This window comes from Streptomyces sp. JJ38 (genome assembly GCF_019303475.1).
In the GTDB taxonomy this organism is placed as follows: Bacteria; Actinomycetota; Actinomycetes; order Streptomycetales; family Streptomycetaceae; genus Streptomyces.
The window spans coordinates 1-15012 of record NZ_JABLSI010000030.1 but is presented as its reverse complement, the minus strand read 5'-3'; the positions used below and the strand labels follow the sequence as shown (position 1 = coordinate 15012).

Sequence of the window (15012 nt, the reverse complement as noted above, 5' to 3'; positions counted from 1 at the left end):
CCGGAAATCCTACAAGATCAGACGCCCGTGGCCGGGCGCGCCCACGCGAGCGCTCCCGGCCGGGGGGCGCCGTCAACGCCCGGAGACCGCCAGGGGCGCCGCACCGGGTGCGGGCACGGGCGCGGGCCGCTCCAGGTGCGGCGCGCGCAACGACGGCGGCGGCATGGCGACGTAGGGGACGCCGGGTGCGTGCACCCACGGCGTCTCCGGGGAGCGGGAGGGCAGACCGCCGCTGCGCACGGTGGGCGTCGGCCGCGGTGCCGCCGCCGCGGCGGAGGGCTCACCGGAGGCCGCCAGGCCCCGGAAGCCCTGCCGGATGGGCGTGACGGCCTGGCCCGCCTCCTCGTTGCGGCGTTCCGCCGGGCGCTCCACGGCGGACGTCGGCCGCGGCGGGGCCGTTCCGGTGCCGCTGGACGAGGCGGTGGGCCCGCCGGAGGGCCCGGACGAGGCGAAGGCGCCGCTCAGGGCCACGGCTGCCAGCGAGAAGGCCCCGGCGGCGGCGAACGCGAACCGGCGACGCCCACGGCCGGCCGAACCCCGAACGGACTGGACGGGCCGGTGCACGGGGAAGCCGCCCCGCGGGTCGAGCAGCGAGGCGGCGTTGCTCCCTCCGGCCAGGAGGGAGAAGGAGGGGGAGGCCGCCCCCGCCCCACCGGGGGGCGGGGGGTCGTCGTCGGCTTCGCTCTCCACGCTGACGGGCAGCCCCTGGAGGCGGGCCAGCAGCCCGGCGGAGGGCGGCGGCGGAGCCGTGTCCGCGAACACGCTCTTCAGCTGCCGCTGGGCGTCGGCCTCGGCCTTACAGCCGTGGCACGTGGCCAGGTGCGCGAGGACCCGCTCCCGGGCGTCGTGCCCCAGCTCGCCGTCGACGAGCGCCGCCAGGCTGTCCCCGAGGTGGTGTTCGGCCCGCGTGGGCCCGGGGGTTTCGCTCATCCGGCGCCCCCCTCCGCTCCGACGGGGATCGCGGCCGCGCGGCGGGCGCCGCGCCGCGTGGGCGAGCGGTGGTGCAGCGCCTTGCGCAGGTGGGAGCGGCCCCGGTGGATGCGGCTGCGCACGGTGCCGAGCTTCACGCCGAGCGTCGCGGCGATCTCCTCGTAGGACAACCCCTCAATGTCGCACAGGACGACGGCGGCGCGGAACTCGGGCGCCAGGGTGTCGAGCGCGTGCTGCACGTCCGCGTCGAAGTGGGTGTCGTTGAAGTGCTGCTGGGGTGAGGGCTCCCGGCTCGGGAGGCGCTCGGCGGCGTCGTCCGCCAGGGCGTCGAAGCGGATGCGCTGCTTGCGCCGCACCATGTCCAGGAACAGGTTGGTGGTGATGCGGTGCAGCCAGCCCTCGAAGGTGCCCGGGGTGTACGTCGACAGCGAGCGGAAGACGCGGACGAAGACCTCCTGCGTCAGGTCCTCCGCGTCGTGCTGGTTGCCGGTGAGGCGGTAGGCGAGGCGGTACACCCGTGCGCTGTGGGTGCTGACGATCTCCTCCCAGGAAGGGGGAGCCCATGCCTGGCTGTCCGCGTCGGTGGCGAACGTGGCCCGGGCGGCGGGCGCCGCGGCCGGTGCGGAGTCGGGAGCCTGGCGGTGGTCAGCGGTGTCGGTCACGGATGGTGGCTCGGCGGTGGACCGTCGGAAGTACCGCAGCACCCCGCGGTCACGGCGATGAGCCGCACCTCCCCTTGTGGCTCTGGTGGTGTCCAGTGGAGCCCCTACCATAGCCACCTCGCCCGTTAGCTCCGGATAAACATCTTTGCCCGGCTTATCTCGCCGGCGCTCCCTGTCATCCCCCTCAACGTGTGGTCCCATCAGCGGGTTCCCGGAGCAACGGATACAGTCGCCGTTGGGTGATTCACGGGGACAGGAGACGGCAATTACCGGCAACCGGCTGATGAGCTGGGCGTTCGCCGATGCGTATGGCGGTGAGCCCGCCGACAGCACGGTGCACGTCGCGCTGTCCTGGGCCCGGGACCGGGCCGAGGACGCCGGGCTGCGGCCGGTATCCGACGGTACGGGCGCGGCGCTGCGGCTACTGGCTGCCGCGACCGACGCCAAGGCGGTCGCGGAGATCGGTACCGGAACCGGCGTCTCCGGCATCCACCTGCTGCACGGCATGCGGCCCGACGGCGTGCTGACGACGGTCGACATCGAGCCGGAGCGGCAGCAGTTCGCGCGCGAGGCGTTCCGCGCGGCCGGCTTCGCGGGAAACCGGGCCCGCTTCATCCCCGGGCGGGCCCTGGACGTCCTGCCCCGGCTGGCGGACGGCGGCTACGACCTCGTCTTCTGCGACGGCGACCGCACCGAGTACCCCCGGTATCTGGACGAGTCGTTGCGGCTGCTGCGGCACGGTGGGCTGATCTGCTTCGAGGGCGTCTTCGCCGACGGCCGCACCGTCGACTCCGGCGCTCAGCCGCAGGAGGTGCTGGCCGTACGGGAGCTGCTCCGCGACGTGCGGGACAGCAGCGCGCTGCTGCCCTCGCTGCTTCCGGTGGGCGACGGCCTCCTGTGCGCCGTGCGCCGGTGAGCCGCCGACCCGCGCCGGCCGGGCCCCGGGCGAAGCCCCCAGCGACGGCCGCCGCCCCCTGCCACGCGGCGGCGTGGCAGGGGGCGGCGGAAGATCAAGCGGTGCCGGAGCCGAGGTCAGTCGCAGACCTTCTTCAGTTCCTCGCCGAGAGCGACCGCTTCGTCCGGGGTCAGTTCGACGACGAGTCGCCCACCGCCCTCGAGCGGAACGCGCATGATGATGCCCCGCCCCTCCTTGGTCACCTCGAGCGGGCCATCGCCCGTCCGCGGCTTCATGGCCGCCATGCTCGTTCCCCTTCCTGAAACCAGCTCATCGTCAGCCGACGGCCCGGCATAGGCACGTGTCACCGGCATCGAACACATTGCTTCCCGGCCATTATCCCGCATCTCAGGACCCGATGACCAACATCGGTGAACAACTCCTCGGCATCGCCCCGGCGCAAAACCCCCCAATGTGGCGATCACTCCGCAATCCCGCGCGCATGACCCCGGCGGCCGGTTTGACGCAGGTCACACCCGAGTCCATATGTCGGAGCCGGATGATCTCCGCCATGCTGTGCGCATGGCCGACACCGTGCTCTATGACATGTCCGAGGGTCTCGCGACGATCACCCTGAACCGCCCCGACGCGATGAACGCTCTCGATACCGAACTGAAGAACGCCCTGCGGGACGCGCTGCGCCAGGCCGCGGACGACGCCGACGTACGGGCGGTCCTGCTCACCGGCGAGGGCCGGGCCTTCTGTGTGGGCCAGGACCTCAAGGAGCACGTGAGCGCGCTCGACGAGCACGGCGGCGAGGCGCTCACCACGGTCGAGGAGCACTACAACCCGATCACCCTGGCGATCGCGTCCATGCCGAAGCCGGTGGTCGTGGCCGTCAACGGCGTGGCCGCGGGCGCCGGAGCCGGATTCGCCTTCGCCGGCGACTACCGGATGCTCGCCGACACCGCGGCCTTCAACACCTCCTTCGCCGGGGTCGCGCTGTCCACCGACTCGGGCATGGCCTGGACACTGCCCCGGCTCGTGGGCCCCGGCCGCGCGACCGAGCTGCTGCTCTTTCCCCGGACCGTGAAGGCCGAAGAGGCCCTGGAGCTCGGCCTCGCCCACCGCGTCGTCCCGGCCGACGAGCTCGCTGCCGAGGCCGCGTCCGTCGCCCGCCGGCTGGCGGACGGGCCCACCCTCGCCTACGCGGCGATGAAGGAGGCCATGGCCTTCGGGGCGGCCCACTCGCTGGCCGAGACCCTCGACAAGGAGGCGGAGCTCCAGCTCCGGGCCGGGGGCTCCGCGGACCACCGCATCGCCGTCGACGCGTTCGTGAACAAGGAGCGGCCGCGCTTCACGGGCCGCTGACCCCCCCGCTCCGGAAGGGCCGGGAGGCCGCCCCACCCGAACGCCGGGGGCGGCCTGCCTGCGCCTTCCGCCGGCCCGCGTGAGCCGTCCTGCCGGCCCGCCTCAGCCGTCCCTGCGGAAGGCGCAGCCCCGCAGGTGGTCGTTGACGAGGCCGCAGGCCTGCATGGCCGCGTACGCCGTCGTCGGACCGACGAAACGCAGGCCGCGCCGCTTGAGCTCCCTGGCCAGCGCCGTGGACTGCGGGGTGCTGGCCGGGACGTCGGCGAGGGTGGCCGGGGCAGGGCGGGGCGCGGGGGCGAAGGACCACAGGAGCGTGTCCAGCTCACCCGGCGCCCAGCCGGCCAGCACCCGGGCGTTGGCCAGCGTGGCATCGATCTTGGCGCGGTTGCGGATGATGCCGGCGTCGGCGAGCAGCCGCTCCCGGTCGGCCTCGGTGAACCGGGCCACCTCGGCGATGCGGAACCCGGCGAAGGCCTGACGGAAGCCCTCCCGGCGGCGCAGGATCGTCAGCCAGGACAGCCCGGACTGGAAGGCCTCCAGACACAGCCGCTCGAACAGGGCGTCGTCCCCGTGCACCGGGCGGCCCCACTCCTCGTCGTGGTAGGCCGTGTAGTCCTCCGGCTTCGCGCCCCACGGGCAGCGCGGCCGGCCGTCCGGCCCGGCGATCGCGTCCGTCATCGGCTCTCCCCCTCGTCCCCCTCGCCGCCCGGGCCACCCGGCTTGCCGGGGCCGCCCGGGCCTCCCGCCTCCTGGCCGAGGCCCGCCCCCGCGTCCGGCCCGCCGAGCCCGTCCGGCCCGCCGGGGCCGTCGAACAGCTCCGTGCCGCTGAGCGCGGTGGCCTGGGTACCGGCCAGCGCGGACTCCAGCTCGGCGATCCGCGCGTCCCGCTCGGCCAGCTCCGCCCCGAGGCGGTCCAGGACGTCGTCCACCTCGGCCATGCGGTAGCCGCGCACCGCGAGTGGCAGCCGCAGCCCCGTCACGTCCGCCCGGCCCAGCGGACGGTCGTGGGGCAGCGGCACGGGCAGCCGGTCCGGCGCCGGGTCCGTCAGCCCGCCGCGCACCGTGTGCCCCGTGCCGTCCGCGCCCCCGACGACGGCGAGGGTGACCGTGCCGACGACCACGAGCATGGCGAGCAGCAGAAACCAGAACACGCGATCTCCCGGACCGTCGGAAAGCCTTCGGGACCGATCGTGCCATGCCCGTGTGACACCCCGGTCCCGGCGGGGAGATCCCGGCCGGGCGCTTCCCGGCGTGACCTGCCCCCAGCGGTCGGCCGGAGGCGGCGTCGGGCCGCGCCGCCGTGGCCTAGGGTCTGGGTGGACGTCGGTGATCGGGGAAGCCCCGCTGGTCGGGAGAGTTCGGAAAGGGGAGGCCGGATGCTGCGGCTGGGACGGCGGGAGTTCGGGGAGCGCGAACCGGTGATCATGGCGATCGTCAACCGGACGCCCGACTCGTTCTACGACCAGGGGGCCACCTTCCGCGACGAACCGGCTCTGGCCCGCGTGGAGCAGGCCGTGGCCGAGGGCGCCGCCATCGTGGACATCGGCGGGGTCAAGGCCGGGCCGGGCGAGGAGGTCGGGGTCGAGGAGGAGATCCGGCGTACGGCCTCCTTCGTCGCCGAGGTCCGCAGGCGGTATCCCGACGTGGTGATCAGCGTGGACACCTGGCGCCACGAGGTGGGCGAAGCCGTGTGCGAGGCGGGGGCCGACCTCCTGAACGACGCCTGGGGCGGGGTGGACCCGGCCCTCGCCGAGGTCGCCGCCCGCCACGGCGCGGGGCTGGTGTGCACGCACGCGGGCGGAGCCCGGCCGCGGACCCGGCCGCACCGGGTCGCCTACGAGGACGTGATGGCCGACATCCTCCGCACCACGGTGGGCCTCGCCGAGCGGGCCGTCTCGCTCGGCGTCCCCCGGGAGGGCGTCCTCATCGACCCGGGCCACGACTTCGGGAAGAACACCCGGCACTCGCTGGAGGCCACCCGGCGGCTGGACGAGATGGCGGCGACGGGCTGGCCGGTCCTGGTGTCGCTGTCCAACAAGGACTTCGTGGGCGAGACGCTGGACCGGCCGGTGAAGGAGCGGCTCCTCGGCACGCTGGCCACGACGGCGGTGTCGGCGTGGCTCGGCGCCCGGGTGTACCGCGTGCACGAGGTGGCGGAGACGCGGCAGGTGCTGGACATGGTGGCCGCCATCGCCGGACACCGTCAGCCCGCCGTGGCCCGCCGCGGCCTGGCGTGACGCCCCCGAGATCGTCGGCCGGCCCCGGCACGGCGGGCTCCCGCGCGGCTACTGCGTGACGAGGGTGACGACTTCCTCGACGTCGTCCGTCAGGTGGATCAGGTCGAGGTCCCCGGCCGAGACCTTGCCCTCGCCGACGACGCGTTCGCGCAGCCAGCCGAGCAGGCCCTCCCAGTACGCCGAGCCGTACAGCACGATCGGGAAGCGCGTCACCTTGCGCGTCTGGACGAGGGTGAGGGCCTCGAACAGCTCGTCCAGCGTGCCCATGCCGCCGGGCAGGACGACGAAGCCCTGGGAGTACTTGACGAAGCAGGTCTTGCGGACGAAGAAGTACCGGAAGTTGACGCCGAGGTCCACGTACGGGTTGAGGCCCTGCTCGAAGGGCAGTTCGATGCCGAGGCCGACGGAGGTGCCGCCCGCCTCGGAGGCGCCGCGGTTGGCCGCCTCCATGGCGCCCGGGCCGCCGCCGGTGATCACCGCGTAGCCGGCCTGGGCCAGGGCCCGGCCGATGGCCTGGCCGGCGGCGTACTCGGGCGATCCCTCGTGTGTGCGGGCGGAGCCGAAGACGCTGATGCCGGGACCGATCTCGGCCAGCGCGCCGAAGCCCTCCACGAACTCCGACTGGATCCGCAGGACCCGCCAGGAGTCGCGGTGGATGAAGTCGGTGGGCCCGCCCGACTCCAGGAGCCGCTGGTCCGTCGTCCCGGTGAGCGTCTGTCCACGGCGGCGCACCACGGGGCCGAGGTGCTGCTCGCGGGCTTCGGGGCGCCCGTTCGACCGCCGCTGCCCCGCTCCGCCGGGCTGCGGGCCGCGCTCCTCCGCCGCTTCCGTCATGTCGTGCTCCCTCCGGGTGTGCTCAAGAACGTGAGAGTAGGCAGGCGCAGATGACGTGCGCCGGAATACCGGGCGTACGGGCCCCCACGTGTGGGCGCTCAGGCGAGCCAGGCGCGCAGCCGCTCCTCGCAGCGCAGGATCAGGGCCTCCTCGACGCGTTCGTCGACCTTGTGGGCCAGATTGGGCTCGCCCGGGCCGTAGTTGACGGCCGGGACGCCCAGGGCGCTGAACCGCGAGACGTCCGTCCAGCCGAACTTGGGGCGCGGGGCGCCGCCCACGGCCGCGACGAAGGCCGCGGCGGCCGGGTGGGAGAGCCCGGGGAGGGCGCCGCCGGAGTGGTCGTCGACGAGGAGTTCGGCGATGTCGCAGCCCTCGAACACCTCGCGCACGTGGGCGAGGGCCTCCTCCTCGGTGAGGTCGGGCGCGTAACGGTAGTTGACGGTGACGGTGCACGCGTCGGGGATCACGTTGCCCGCGACCCCGCCCTCGACGGCGACGGCGTTGAGCCCCTCGCGGTACTCCAGTCCGTCGATCTCGACGCGCCGCGGCTCGTAGGCGGCGAGCCGGGCGAGGATCGGGGCGGCGCGGTGGATCGCGTTGTCGCCGAGCCAGCCGCGGGCCGAGTGCGCGCGGGTGCCGGAGGTGCGCAGTTTCACCCGCAGCGTGCCCTGGCAGCCGCCCTCGACCTGGCCGCTGGACGGTTCGAGGAGGACGGCGAAGTCCCCCGCGAGCCAGTCGGGGTGGGCCTCGGCGACGTGCCCGAGGCCGTTGAGGTGGGCGGCGACCTCCTCGTTGTCGTAGAAGACGAAGGTGAGGTCCCGGTTGGGTTCGGGCACGGTCGCGGCGATCCTGAGCTGGACGGCCACGCCGGACTTCATGTCGGAGGTGCCGCAGCCCCACAGGAAGCCGTCCTCGTCCCGCCGCGAGGGCAGGTTGTCCGCGACGGGCACGGTGTCGATGTGCCCGGCCAGCACGACGCGTTCGGGACGGCCGAGGTGCGTGCGCGCCACGATGTTGTTGCCGTGACGGTCGACCGTGAGGTGGCCGAGGCCGGACAGGGCCTGCTCGATCGCGTCGGCGAGCGCCTTCTCGTCCCCGCTCACGGAGGGGAAGTCGACGAGTTGCGCGGTCAGCCGCGCCGCGTCCTGGTGCAGGTCCAGCTTCGATACGGCCATGGCCCGACCCTACCGTTGCCCGGGAGCGCCGCGGATACGCCCGTTAGGCTGACGCCCATGGGCGAGGCCGGAGGGGTTCGACGACGTGAGGGCAGGCGGTGGCCGCGGACGGCCGCCGCCGCTCTGGTGCTGCTCGCCGTGGCGGGGTACGCGATCGTGCAGTACGTGTCGACGGGCGGGGGCGCGCCCCGCTGCGTCGTACGCGGCGCGCAGGGCGAGGAGTCCTTCGAGCTGGACCCGGAGATGGCCCGCAACGCGGCGACGATCTCCGCGGTGGCCACGGCCCGCGGGCTGCCCGAGCGGGCGGTGACGATAGGGCTGGCCACGGCCATGCAGGAGTCCGGGCTGCGCAACATCGACTACGGCGACCGGGATTCGGTCGGCCTGTTCCAGCAGCGGCCCTCGCAGGGCTGGGGCGACGCGGAGCAGATCATGGACCCGGTGTACGCGGCCGGGAAGTTCTACGACCACCTGGTCGAGGTGCCCGGCTACACCGAGCTGCCGCTCACGGTGGCCGCGCAGCGGGTGCAGCGCAGCGCCTACCCGGACGCGTACGCCAAGCACGAGCCGCGGGCCGGGCGGCTCACGGAGGCGCTGACCGGGAAGCGCGCGGCGGCCCTGTACTGCACGGGCATCGCCGCGACGAAGGCGGGGGACGCGGGCGCGGTGCGGAGCAAGCTCCTCAGGGAGTTCGGCCCCGACGCGGCGGTCCCGGTGGACACCGGCGGCGGCCGCAGCGCCCCGGCCGGGCAGGTCGTGCTGCCGGTGCCGGAGGGTTCGCGGCGCGGCTGGGAGTTGGCGCACTGGGCGCTCGCGAACGCCGCGGAGCTCGGCGTCGAGCGGGTGGCCCACGGGGGCCGGGTGTGGGACGTGGCGGAGTCCGGCGAGGGCTGGCGGAGCACTGACGCCCCCGGCGTCCACGCGGACGAGGTCCGTATCACGCTCGTCCCCGGCGCCGCGGACGCGGGCTGAGCGCCCGACGGGCTCACCCGGACGGGTCAGCCACGGAGTACGTCGGCTGACGGCCGGGCGGGCTCGGCCGTCAGAGGGCTCGCGGTCGGCGCAGCCCGGGCGTCAGGCGGTGATCTCCGTGGGTCGGGCGTGTCAACGGGTCGGCACGGCAGGGGTATTGCCCGGTTTGCCCCACCCATATGATGCGACGCATTGCCAATCCTTTACCCGGGCCGACCGCAACCAAAAGCGCGGCGGAGGCGATAGGCACAGCGTCCACCGGGGCAGCCCGGCGGACCACTGAGCACGAGCCCGAAGACCATCACCTCCGTCAAAGGAGCATCATGTCCCTCACGCGCCGGATCGCCCAGAGCGCACTGCTGACGGCCGCGGGCGCGGCCTCCGTCGTCGGTGCCGCCGCCGGCTCGGCCCAGGCCGTCTCACTGCCCGGCACGCCCGACCTCGGGACGCTGAGCAACCTCGACAGCCTGGATGGCCAGGACCTCGGCGGCGGAGTCGACGGGGCGGCGCGCAATGTCACCGAGCTGGCCGGTGCCGCCGGCAGCGAGGCCGTGGAGGAGGGTGTCCCGGCCGCCGGGCGCACCGTCGGCTCCCTCGGCAAGTCGGTGCTGCCGGCCGCCGACGACGTGGCCACCGAGGGCCCGGTCGGCCGCTCCGTCACCTCCGTCGCCGAGGGCGGGCTGCCGACCGACGGACTGCCGACCGACCAGCTCACCAGCGGGCTTCCGCTCGGCAAGGGCTCCCTGGCGGGCCTCCCCCTCTGAGCCCCCTTCAGGCTCCTCCCGCACCCCGGTGAAAGGCCCGGGGGCCACGGACCTCTCCCGAGGTTCACGTGGCCCCCGGGCCTCGCCGCGTCCGGCCGGCGCCGCGGCGCGCGGGATGTCAGGAGGAGAGACGGCGGACGGCCTCGGCGACCCGTTCGTCGGTGGCGGTGAACGCCACCCGCACGAACCGCTCCCCGGCCGGCCCGTAGAACGCGCCGGGGGCCACGAGGACGCCGCGCCCGGCCAGCGCCGCGACCGTGTCCCAGCAGGGCTCGTCGCGGGTGGCCCACAGGTACAGCGACGCCTCGCTGTGCTCGACGCGGAAGCCGGACCGCTCCAGAGCCCCGCGCAGGGCGGCCCGGCGGGCGGCGTACCGCTCCCGCTGCTCGGCCACGTGCGCGTCGTCGCCGAGCGCCGCCACGGTGGCGGCCTGCACCGGAGCGGGCACCATCATGCCCCCGTGCTTGCGGATCTGGAGCAGCTCGCCCAGCACCGCCGCGTCCCCGGCGAGGAACGCGGCCCGGTACCCGGCGAGGTTCGAACGCTTGGAGAGCGAGTGCACGGCGACCACGCCCGCGTGCGTGTCACCGCAGACGTCGGGGCGCAGGACCGAGACGGGCTCGGCCTCCCAGCCCAGCTCGAGGTAGCACTCGTCGCTCAGCACCAGCACGCCGTGCTCCCGGGCCCAGGCGACGGTCGCGCGCAGCTCCTCGGCGTCCAGCACCCGTCCGGTGGGGTTGGACGGCGAGTTCAGCCACAGCAGCCTGAGCCCCTCGGGATCGAGCTCGCGGGGGTCGTCGTAGGCGACCGGTTCGGCGCCCGCCATCCGGGCGCCGACCTCGTAGGTCGGGTAGGCGAGCCGCGGGAACGCCACCCGGTCCCCGGGCCCGAGGCCCAGCTGGACGGGCAGCCAGGCCACCAGCTCCTTGGAGCCGACGACCGGCAGCACGCCCTCGTGGCCGAGCCCGCGCGCCCCGAGCCGACGCTCGCACCAGCCGGTGATCGCGTCCCGCAGCGCGGCCGTCCCCCACACCGTCGGGTAGCCGGGGCGGTCGCTCGCGTCGGCGAGGGCCCGCTGGATCACCCGGGGTACGGGGTCGACGGGGGTCCCGACCGACAGGTCGACGATCCCCCCGGGGTGGGCGGCGGCTGTGGCCTTGTAGGGCTCCAGACGGTCCCAGGGGAAGACCGGCAGCCGGGACGACAGGGTGGGCACGTGCGGGGCTCTCTTTCTCTACGGGCGGGTACGGCACGTACCGGGGCGCCGCGCCGGCACTCCGGTACGACGCACGCCGCGGTCCCGTACGGCGGGTGCCGTACGGGACCGCGGCGTGCGGGGCGCGCCCGGGCGCGCTGGGGCACCCGTCACGCGGAGCGGGCGCCCGGCGCACCCCGTCGTTTCACTCGTCGTGTTCCTGCGGCGGCAGGGCGGCGATGACCGGGTGGTCCCGGTCGATCAGGCCGAGCTTGCTGGCGCCGCCGGGCGAACCGAGCTCGTCGAAGAACTCGACGTTCGCCTTGTAGAAGTCCTGCCACTCCTCCGGGGTGTCGTCCTCGTAGAAGATCGCCTCCACCGGGCAGACCGGCTCACAGGCCCCGCAGTCGACGCATTCGTCCGGGTGGATGTACAAGGACCGCTTGCCCTCGTAGATGCAGTCGACGGGGCACTCCTCGATGCACGCCTTGTCCTTCAGGTCGACACAAGGCTGCGCGATGACGTAGGTCACGCTGTCGTTCCTCCTCGATAGGGCCATATCGCGCGGGAGCGCGGCGTCGTCGATGCCCGCATCTAGTATCGCCGTTCCCGGGCAGGAGACGAACAAGAGGGTCTGAGAGAGCAGTGGAATTCACCATGAGCGGACGTCTCGAAGTGCGCATTACACCAGATGACGTGGGAAAACGCGTCTCGGTGCGCAGCGTGGCGGACCCCGGGGAACGGGCGGGAACCCTGACCGACACCGTCGGTGTTCTCACTTCCTGGACGGCTGAAGTGGTACACATCACACGCCGCGACGGCGAAACCGTCCGCATCCCGGAGGGGCGGATCGTGGCGGCGAAAGTCGTGCCGGCCGCCCCCGCACGCCGTCGCGGGCTTCCGGCCGCCGGTTTCACCGAGCTGGCGCGGGCCGCCGCCCGCGGGTGGCCGCCGGTGGAGAGCGCCCGACTGGGCGACTGGGAGCTGCGCGCGTCGGGCGGCTTCACCCGCCGCGCCAACTCCGTCCTGCCCCTCGGCGACCCCGGGCTGCCGCTCGACGCCGCCCTGGAGCACGTCGTCGACTGGTACACGCGCCGCGGGCTGCCCCCTTTCATGCAGGTGTCCACGGGCGCCGAGGGCACCGACGAGCAGCTCGCCGCCGCCCTGGACGAGCGGGGGTGGCGCCGGGAGGTGTCGGCCGAGGTGTGGATCGCGGGGCTCGCCCCCGCCGCCGACGCGGCCGAGCAGGCGGCCGTCCCGGCCGCGGTGACGCTCGACCGCGCACCGGGCCCGGCCTGGCTGCGCCGCTACGGGCGAGCCGGGGACCCGGTGCCGGACGCCGTCAAGGTGCTGGCCGGCGGGCCCTCGGTGTGGTTCGCGACGGTGGCGGGCGAGGACGACGTCCCCGCCGCCATCGGCCGCTGCGCGGTCGACGGCCGCTGGGCCGGCTTCACCTGTGTGGAGGTGGCCCCGGAGCGCCGCCGCGAGGGTCTGGCCACCGCCGTCATGGCCGCCCTCGCCCAGCGCGCGCTCGACGAGGGCGCCTCGGCGGCCTACCTCCAGGTCGAGAGCGACAACGCCGCCGCCCTCACGCTCTACGACCGGCTGGGCTTCGCCCGGCACCACGGCTACCACCACTACCGGGCCCCCCGGGGCTGAGGGGACGGCCGCGATGGACCCGATCGTGCGGGAGCGGTTCGCCGAGGCGGCCCGCTCCGAGCGCCCCGACCTGGCGACGCTGTGTCTCCTCGTCGACGCGGCGGCCGAGCCGGAGGCCACCGCGGCCTCCTCCGAGGCGCGCGAGAGCCTGCTGCTCTCCACGCCCGAGGGCCGGGTGGACGCCGTCGTGGACGGCGGGCAGATCGAGCTCGACAGGCTGGCCGGCGCGCTGCCCTACGCCCCCCGGCGCACGCCCGCGCAGTGGGCCCGCGACCTGGCCGGGCTGCTGGGCGCGCGGGAGGGCTACCACGGCACCGACCGCGACTACGAGCGGCTGGAGTCCTCCCTGCTGGGGCACGTCCTGCGGCGTCGGCGGGGGCTCCCGATCCTGCTGTCGGTGGTGTGGCTGGAGGTGGCCCGCCGCGCCGGGGCACCGGTGCACGGGGTGGCGCTGCCGGGCCACTTCGTCGTCGGCTTCGGCGCCCCCGACAGCGGCGATCAGGTCCTCGCCGACCCCTTCGCCGGGGGCGAGCCGCTGTCCCTCGAGGACGCGGGGGCGCTGGTCGCCGGGGCGACCGGCGGACCGCTGTCGCCGTCCATGCTGCGCCCGGCCGACCCGCTGGACATCGTGCTGCGGATCCTGGGCAACATCCGAGTCTGGGCGGCCGCCCGGCCCGAGCGCAGCGGAGTGCGGCTGTGGGCCGTGGAGTTGTCGCTCCTGCTGCCCCACCATCCGGCCCAGCTGCGGCACGAGCGGGCCCGACTGCTGGTCGAACGCGGAGACTTCCCCGGCGGCGCCGCCGCGTTGGAGGAGTACGCCGCACTGGTCTCCGAGGTCGAACCGGAGCGGGCGCAGGAGGTGCTCCGCGAGGCGCACGCGGCCCGGGCCAGGCTCAACTGAGCCCGCCCGGGCGCGTCGCCCCGCCGGCACCGCCGGCCCCGGCTACTCCGCGTTCAGCTCGATGACGCCGACCCGCTTGGCCGGGTCCGTCTCCAGCAGCGCGGTGCGCAGCGCCCCGGCCACGTCCTGCGGCGTCACCGGCGTCCGGCTGCCGTCGCCCCGGGCGACGAGGACGCCGTCGAAGAAGCCGCCGTACAGCTCCTCCAGGGCCTCCAGGTCGTAGTGGTCGACGAGCTTGCCGCTCGGGTTGGCCCGCATCGACAGGAACTTGGGCAGCGAACGCTCCGGGCTGAAGCTGATCTCCTTGGCACCCGCCCGGACCGTCACGAGCCCGGACATCGCGGGCTCGGCGAACTCCTTCAGCGCCCGGTCGAACTCCGCGTCCGTGACCTTGGGCTGCTGCTCCCCGACCGGCAGGCTGATCACCTGGTCCGTCCCGCCGGCCGCCCGCTCACGGTAGGCCGCCTCGACGGTCTTGGCCGCCGAGGCCGCGTCCACGGCCTGCCGCGGCTCACCCTTGACGACGACGGGCTTGCCGCCCTCGAAGGTGATCATGCCGTCCTGGGACGTCCCGCCCTCGCCGCCGAGGTCCGCGAGCACGGCCCGCAGCTTCTCCTCGTCCACGGTGAACACCGGCTCCGCCGGGTGCTCGCCCCCGAAGAGGGAGCCGATGACGGACACCGGGTTGTACTCCCGCCCGGAGGCGTTGCCCACCGTCGTCTCGGTGTCGAACGAGAGCCCCGCGACGCTCGGCTTCAACGCGTGCTCGGTACCGCCGATCTCCACGGTCAGCGGTGCCGTGGCCCGGTCGCCGATCTCCTTCTCCAGCGCGGCGACGGCCTCCTCCCGGGTCGCGCCGCCGATGTCGACTCCGAGCACCGTGGTGCCGTTGGGGATGTCGGCGTGGTTCATCAGCAGCCCGGCGCCGTACGCGACGCCGATGACACCCGCGGCGGCGACGCCGAGCAGAGTGAGCTTCGAGCGCCCCTTCTTCGCGGGCGCCTTGGGCGCGGGCTTCGGCGCCGGCGACTCCGCCCTCGGGGCGGGCGGTTCCGGGTCGCCCAACGGCTCGTCCGGGGAGCCCGACCGCGGCGGTACGGCGGGGATGCCGCCGGGTGTGGTGTCGCCGATGCCGGAACGCGGGCCGCCACCGGACACCGGAGCGCCGGGGCCGGGCCGCCCGGGCTCGGAGTGACCCCCGTACTGGGCCCCGGGCGGCGGGGCCAGCACGGAGGGCGGGCCGGGCGGCTGCGGCGACTCGTTGTCCATCCGGAACTCGGGGGGCAACAGCGGCATCTCGCCGGTGGCGTCGGTCGTGGGCCCGGCCGGCTGACCGGGCGCGCCACCGGCCGGAGGCTGCGCCGCGCCGCCCCGCGGGCCGACGCCACCCTGCGGGGCCGGGCCACCCGGTGCCGTC

Annotated in this window: 17 protein-coding genes; 7 read left to right on the top strand and 10 right to left on the bottom strand. The window is 74.8% G+C overall.

The window, feature by feature from the left end:
• Positions 1–72 precede the first annotated feature (72 nt).
• Positions 73–930 carry an anti-sigma factor gene (locus HPT28_RS17250; RefSeq protein ID WP_219092003.1) on the bottom strand — a complete coding sequence of 286 codons (858 nt, stop codon included), beginning with the start codon at positions 928–930 and terminating at the stop codon, positions 73–75.
• Entirely contained in the window at positions 927–1703 is a 777-nt protein-coding gene (sigE, locus tag HPT28_RS17245) for an RNA polymerase sigma factor SigE (protein ID WP_219092002.1), read from the bottom strand. Before sigE ends, HPT28_RS17250 begins: the two co-directional genes overlap by 4 nt.
• Positions 1704–1875: 172 nt before the next feature.
• On the opposite strand from sigE, the gene HPT28_RS17240 reads away from it, so the two are divergent.
• Complete coding sequence (locus tag HPT28_RS17240; protein ID WP_374226978.1) at positions 1876–2508, top strand: O-methyltransferase; 633 nt, start codon at positions 1876–1878, stop codon at positions 2506–2508.
• A gap of 116 nt (positions 2509–2624) precedes the next feature.
• On the opposite strand, the gene HPT28_RS17235 is transcribed toward HPT28_RS17240, so the two are convergent.
• On the bottom strand, positions 2625–2792 hold the full coding sequence (locus HPT28_RS17235) for a DUF3117 domain-containing protein (RefSeq protein WP_191210935.1): 168 nt from the start codon (positions 2790–2792) through the stop codon (positions 2625–2627).
• Positions 2793–3069: 277 nt separating this feature from the next.
• On the opposite strand from HPT28_RS17235, the gene HPT28_RS17230 reads away from it, so the two are divergent.
• Entirely contained in the window at positions 3070–3858 is a 789-nt protein-coding gene (locus tag HPT28_RS17230) for an enoyl-CoA hydratase-related protein (protein ID WP_219092000.1), read from the top strand.
• A gap of 102 nt (positions 3859–3960) precedes the next feature.
• Here HPT28_RS17230 and HPT28_RS17225 read toward each other — a convergent pair whose 3' ends face one another.
• Positions 3961–4536, bottom strand: a complete 576-nt coding sequence (locus HPT28_RS17225) for a DNA-3-methyladenine glycosylase I (protein WP_219091999.1) — start codon at positions 4534–4536, stop codon at positions 3961–3963.
• On the bottom strand, positions 4533–5009 hold the full coding sequence (locus HPT28_RS17220; RefSeq protein WP_219091998.1) for a DivIVA domain-containing protein: 477 nt from the start codon (positions 5007–5009) through the stop codon (positions 4533–4535). The genes HPT28_RS17225 and HPT28_RS17220 overlap by 4 nt, the downstream gene beginning before the upstream one ends.
• Before the next feature lie 225 nt (positions 5010–5234).
• Between HPT28_RS17220 and folP the strand changes: the two genes are divergently transcribed.
• Complete coding sequence (gene folP, locus HPT28_RS17215; protein ID WP_219091997.1) at positions 5235–6095, top strand: dihydropteroate synthase; 861 nt, start codon at positions 5235–5237, stop codon at positions 6093–6095.
• Positions 6096–6143: 48 nt separating this feature from the next.
• Here the strand turns inward: folP and HPT28_RS17210 are convergent, their stop codons facing one another.
• Positions 6144–6929: a TIGR00730 family Rossman fold protein gene (locus HPT28_RS17210; RefSeq protein ID WP_219091996.1), complete on the bottom strand. Its 786-nt coding sequence runs from the start codon at positions 6927–6929 to the stop codon at positions 6144–6146.
• Between the two features lie 98 nt (positions 6930–7027).
• Positions 7028–8104, bottom strand: a complete 1077-nt coding sequence (dapE, locus tag HPT28_RS17205) for a succinyl-diaminopimelate desuccinylase (RefSeq protein ID WP_219091995.1) — start codon at positions 8102–8104, stop codon at positions 7028–7030.
• Positions 8105–8161: 57 nt separating this feature from the next.
• Here dapE and HPT28_RS17200 point away from each other — a divergent pair, with 57 nt between their 5' ends.
• Together HPT28_RS17200 and HPT28_RS17195 are read left to right on the top strand one after the other, a co-directional pair.
• Positions 8162–9076 carry a heavy metal transporter gene (locus tag HPT28_RS17200; protein ID WP_257578795.1) on the top strand — a complete coding sequence of 305 codons (915 nt, stop codon included), beginning with the start codon at positions 8162–8164 and terminating at the stop codon, positions 9074–9076.
• A 323-nt stretch (positions 9077–9399) separates the two neighbouring features.
• Positions 9400–9840, top strand: coding sequence for an ATP-binding protein (locus HPT28_RS17195; protein ID WP_219091994.1), 441 nt, complete (start codon positions 9400–9402; stop codon positions 9838–9840).
• A 118-nt stretch (positions 9841–9958) separates the two neighbouring features.
• Here HPT28_RS17195 and dapC read toward each other — a convergent pair whose 3' ends face one another.
• Entirely contained in the window at positions 9959–11056 is a 1098-nt protein-coding gene (gene dapC, locus HPT28_RS17190) for a succinyldiaminopimelate transaminase (RefSeq protein WP_219091993.1), read from the bottom strand.
• A gap of 184 nt (positions 11057–11240) precedes the next feature.
• Positions 11241–11567 (bottom strand): ferredoxin, encoded by a 327-nt coding sequence (gene fdxA / locus HPT28_RS17185; RefSeq protein WP_211042065.1) that lies wholly within the window; start codon positions 11565–11567, stop codon positions 11241–11243.
• A 113-nt stretch (positions 11568–11680) separates the two neighbouring features.
• On the opposite strand from fdxA, the gene HPT28_RS17180 reads away from it, so the two are divergent.
• Positions 11681–12694 (top strand): GNAT family N-acetyltransferase, encoded by a 1014-nt coding sequence (locus tag HPT28_RS17180; RefSeq protein ID WP_219091992.1) that lies wholly within the window; start codon positions 11681–11683, stop codon positions 12692–12694.
• 13 nt (positions 12695–12707) lie between these two features.
• Positions 12708–13595: a transglutaminase-like domain-containing protein gene (locus HPT28_RS17175; RefSeq protein ID WP_219091991.1), complete on the top strand. Its 888-nt coding sequence runs from the start codon at positions 12708–12710 to the stop codon at positions 13593–13595.
• 42 nt (positions 13596–13637) lie between these two features.
• On the opposite strand, the gene HPT28_RS17170 is transcribed toward HPT28_RS17175, so the two are convergent.
• A partial coding sequence (locus HPT28_RS17170; protein WP_219091990.1) for a hypothetical protein occupies positions 13638–15012 on the bottom strand: 1375 nt, incomplete at its 5' end.

Bases quoted from the DNA above. Each gene is read 5' to 3' on its own strand.
- HPT28_RS17225 (WP_219091999.1), bottom strand. From the start codon at position 4,536: ATGACGGACGCGATCGCCGGGCCGGACGGCCGGCCGCGCTGCCCGTGG.
- HPT28_RS17240 (WP_374226978.1), top strand. From the start codon at position 1,876: ATGAGCTGGGCGTTCGCCGATGCGTATGGCGGTGAGCCCGCCGACAGC.
- sigE (WP_219092002.1), bottom strand. From the start codon at position 1,703: ATGGTAGGGGCTCCACTGGACACCACCAGAGCCACAAGGGGAGGTGCG.
- dapE (WP_219091995.1), bottom strand. From the start codon at position 8,104: ATGGCCGTATCGAAGCTGGACCTGCACCAGGACGCGGCGCGGCTGACC.
- HPT28_RS17200 (WP_257578795.1), top strand. From the start codon at position 8,162: ATGGGCGAGGCCGGAGGGGTTCGACGACGTGAGGGCAGGCGGTGGCCG.
- HPT28_RS17175 (WP_219091991.1), top strand. From the start codon at position 12,708: ATGGACCCGATCGTGCGGGAGCGGTTCGCCGAGGCGGCCCGCTCCGAG.
- HPT28_RS17210 (WP_219091996.1), bottom strand. From the start codon at position 6,929: ATGACGGAAGCGGCGGAGGAGCGCGGCCCGCAGCCCGGCGGAGCGGGG.
- HPT28_RS17195 (WP_219091994.1), top strand. From the start codon at position 9,400: ATGTCCCTCACGCGCCGGATCGCCCAGAGCGCACTGCTGACGGCCGCG.
- HPT28_RS17250 (WP_219092003.1), bottom strand. From the start codon at position 930: ATGAGCGAAACCCCCGGGCCCACGCGGGCCGAACACCACCTCGGGGAC.
- folP (WP_219091997.1), top strand. From the start codon at position 5,235: ATGCTGCGGCTGGGACGGCGGGAGTTCGGGGAGCGCGAACCGGTGATC.
- HPT28_RS17235 (WP_191210935.1), bottom strand. From the start codon at position 2,792: ATGGCGGCCATGAAGCCGCGGACGGGCGATGGCCCGCTCGAGGTGACC.
- HPT28_RS17230 (WP_219092000.1), top strand. From the start codon at position 3,070: ATGGCCGACACCGTGCTCTATGACATGTCCGAGGGTCTCGCGACGATC.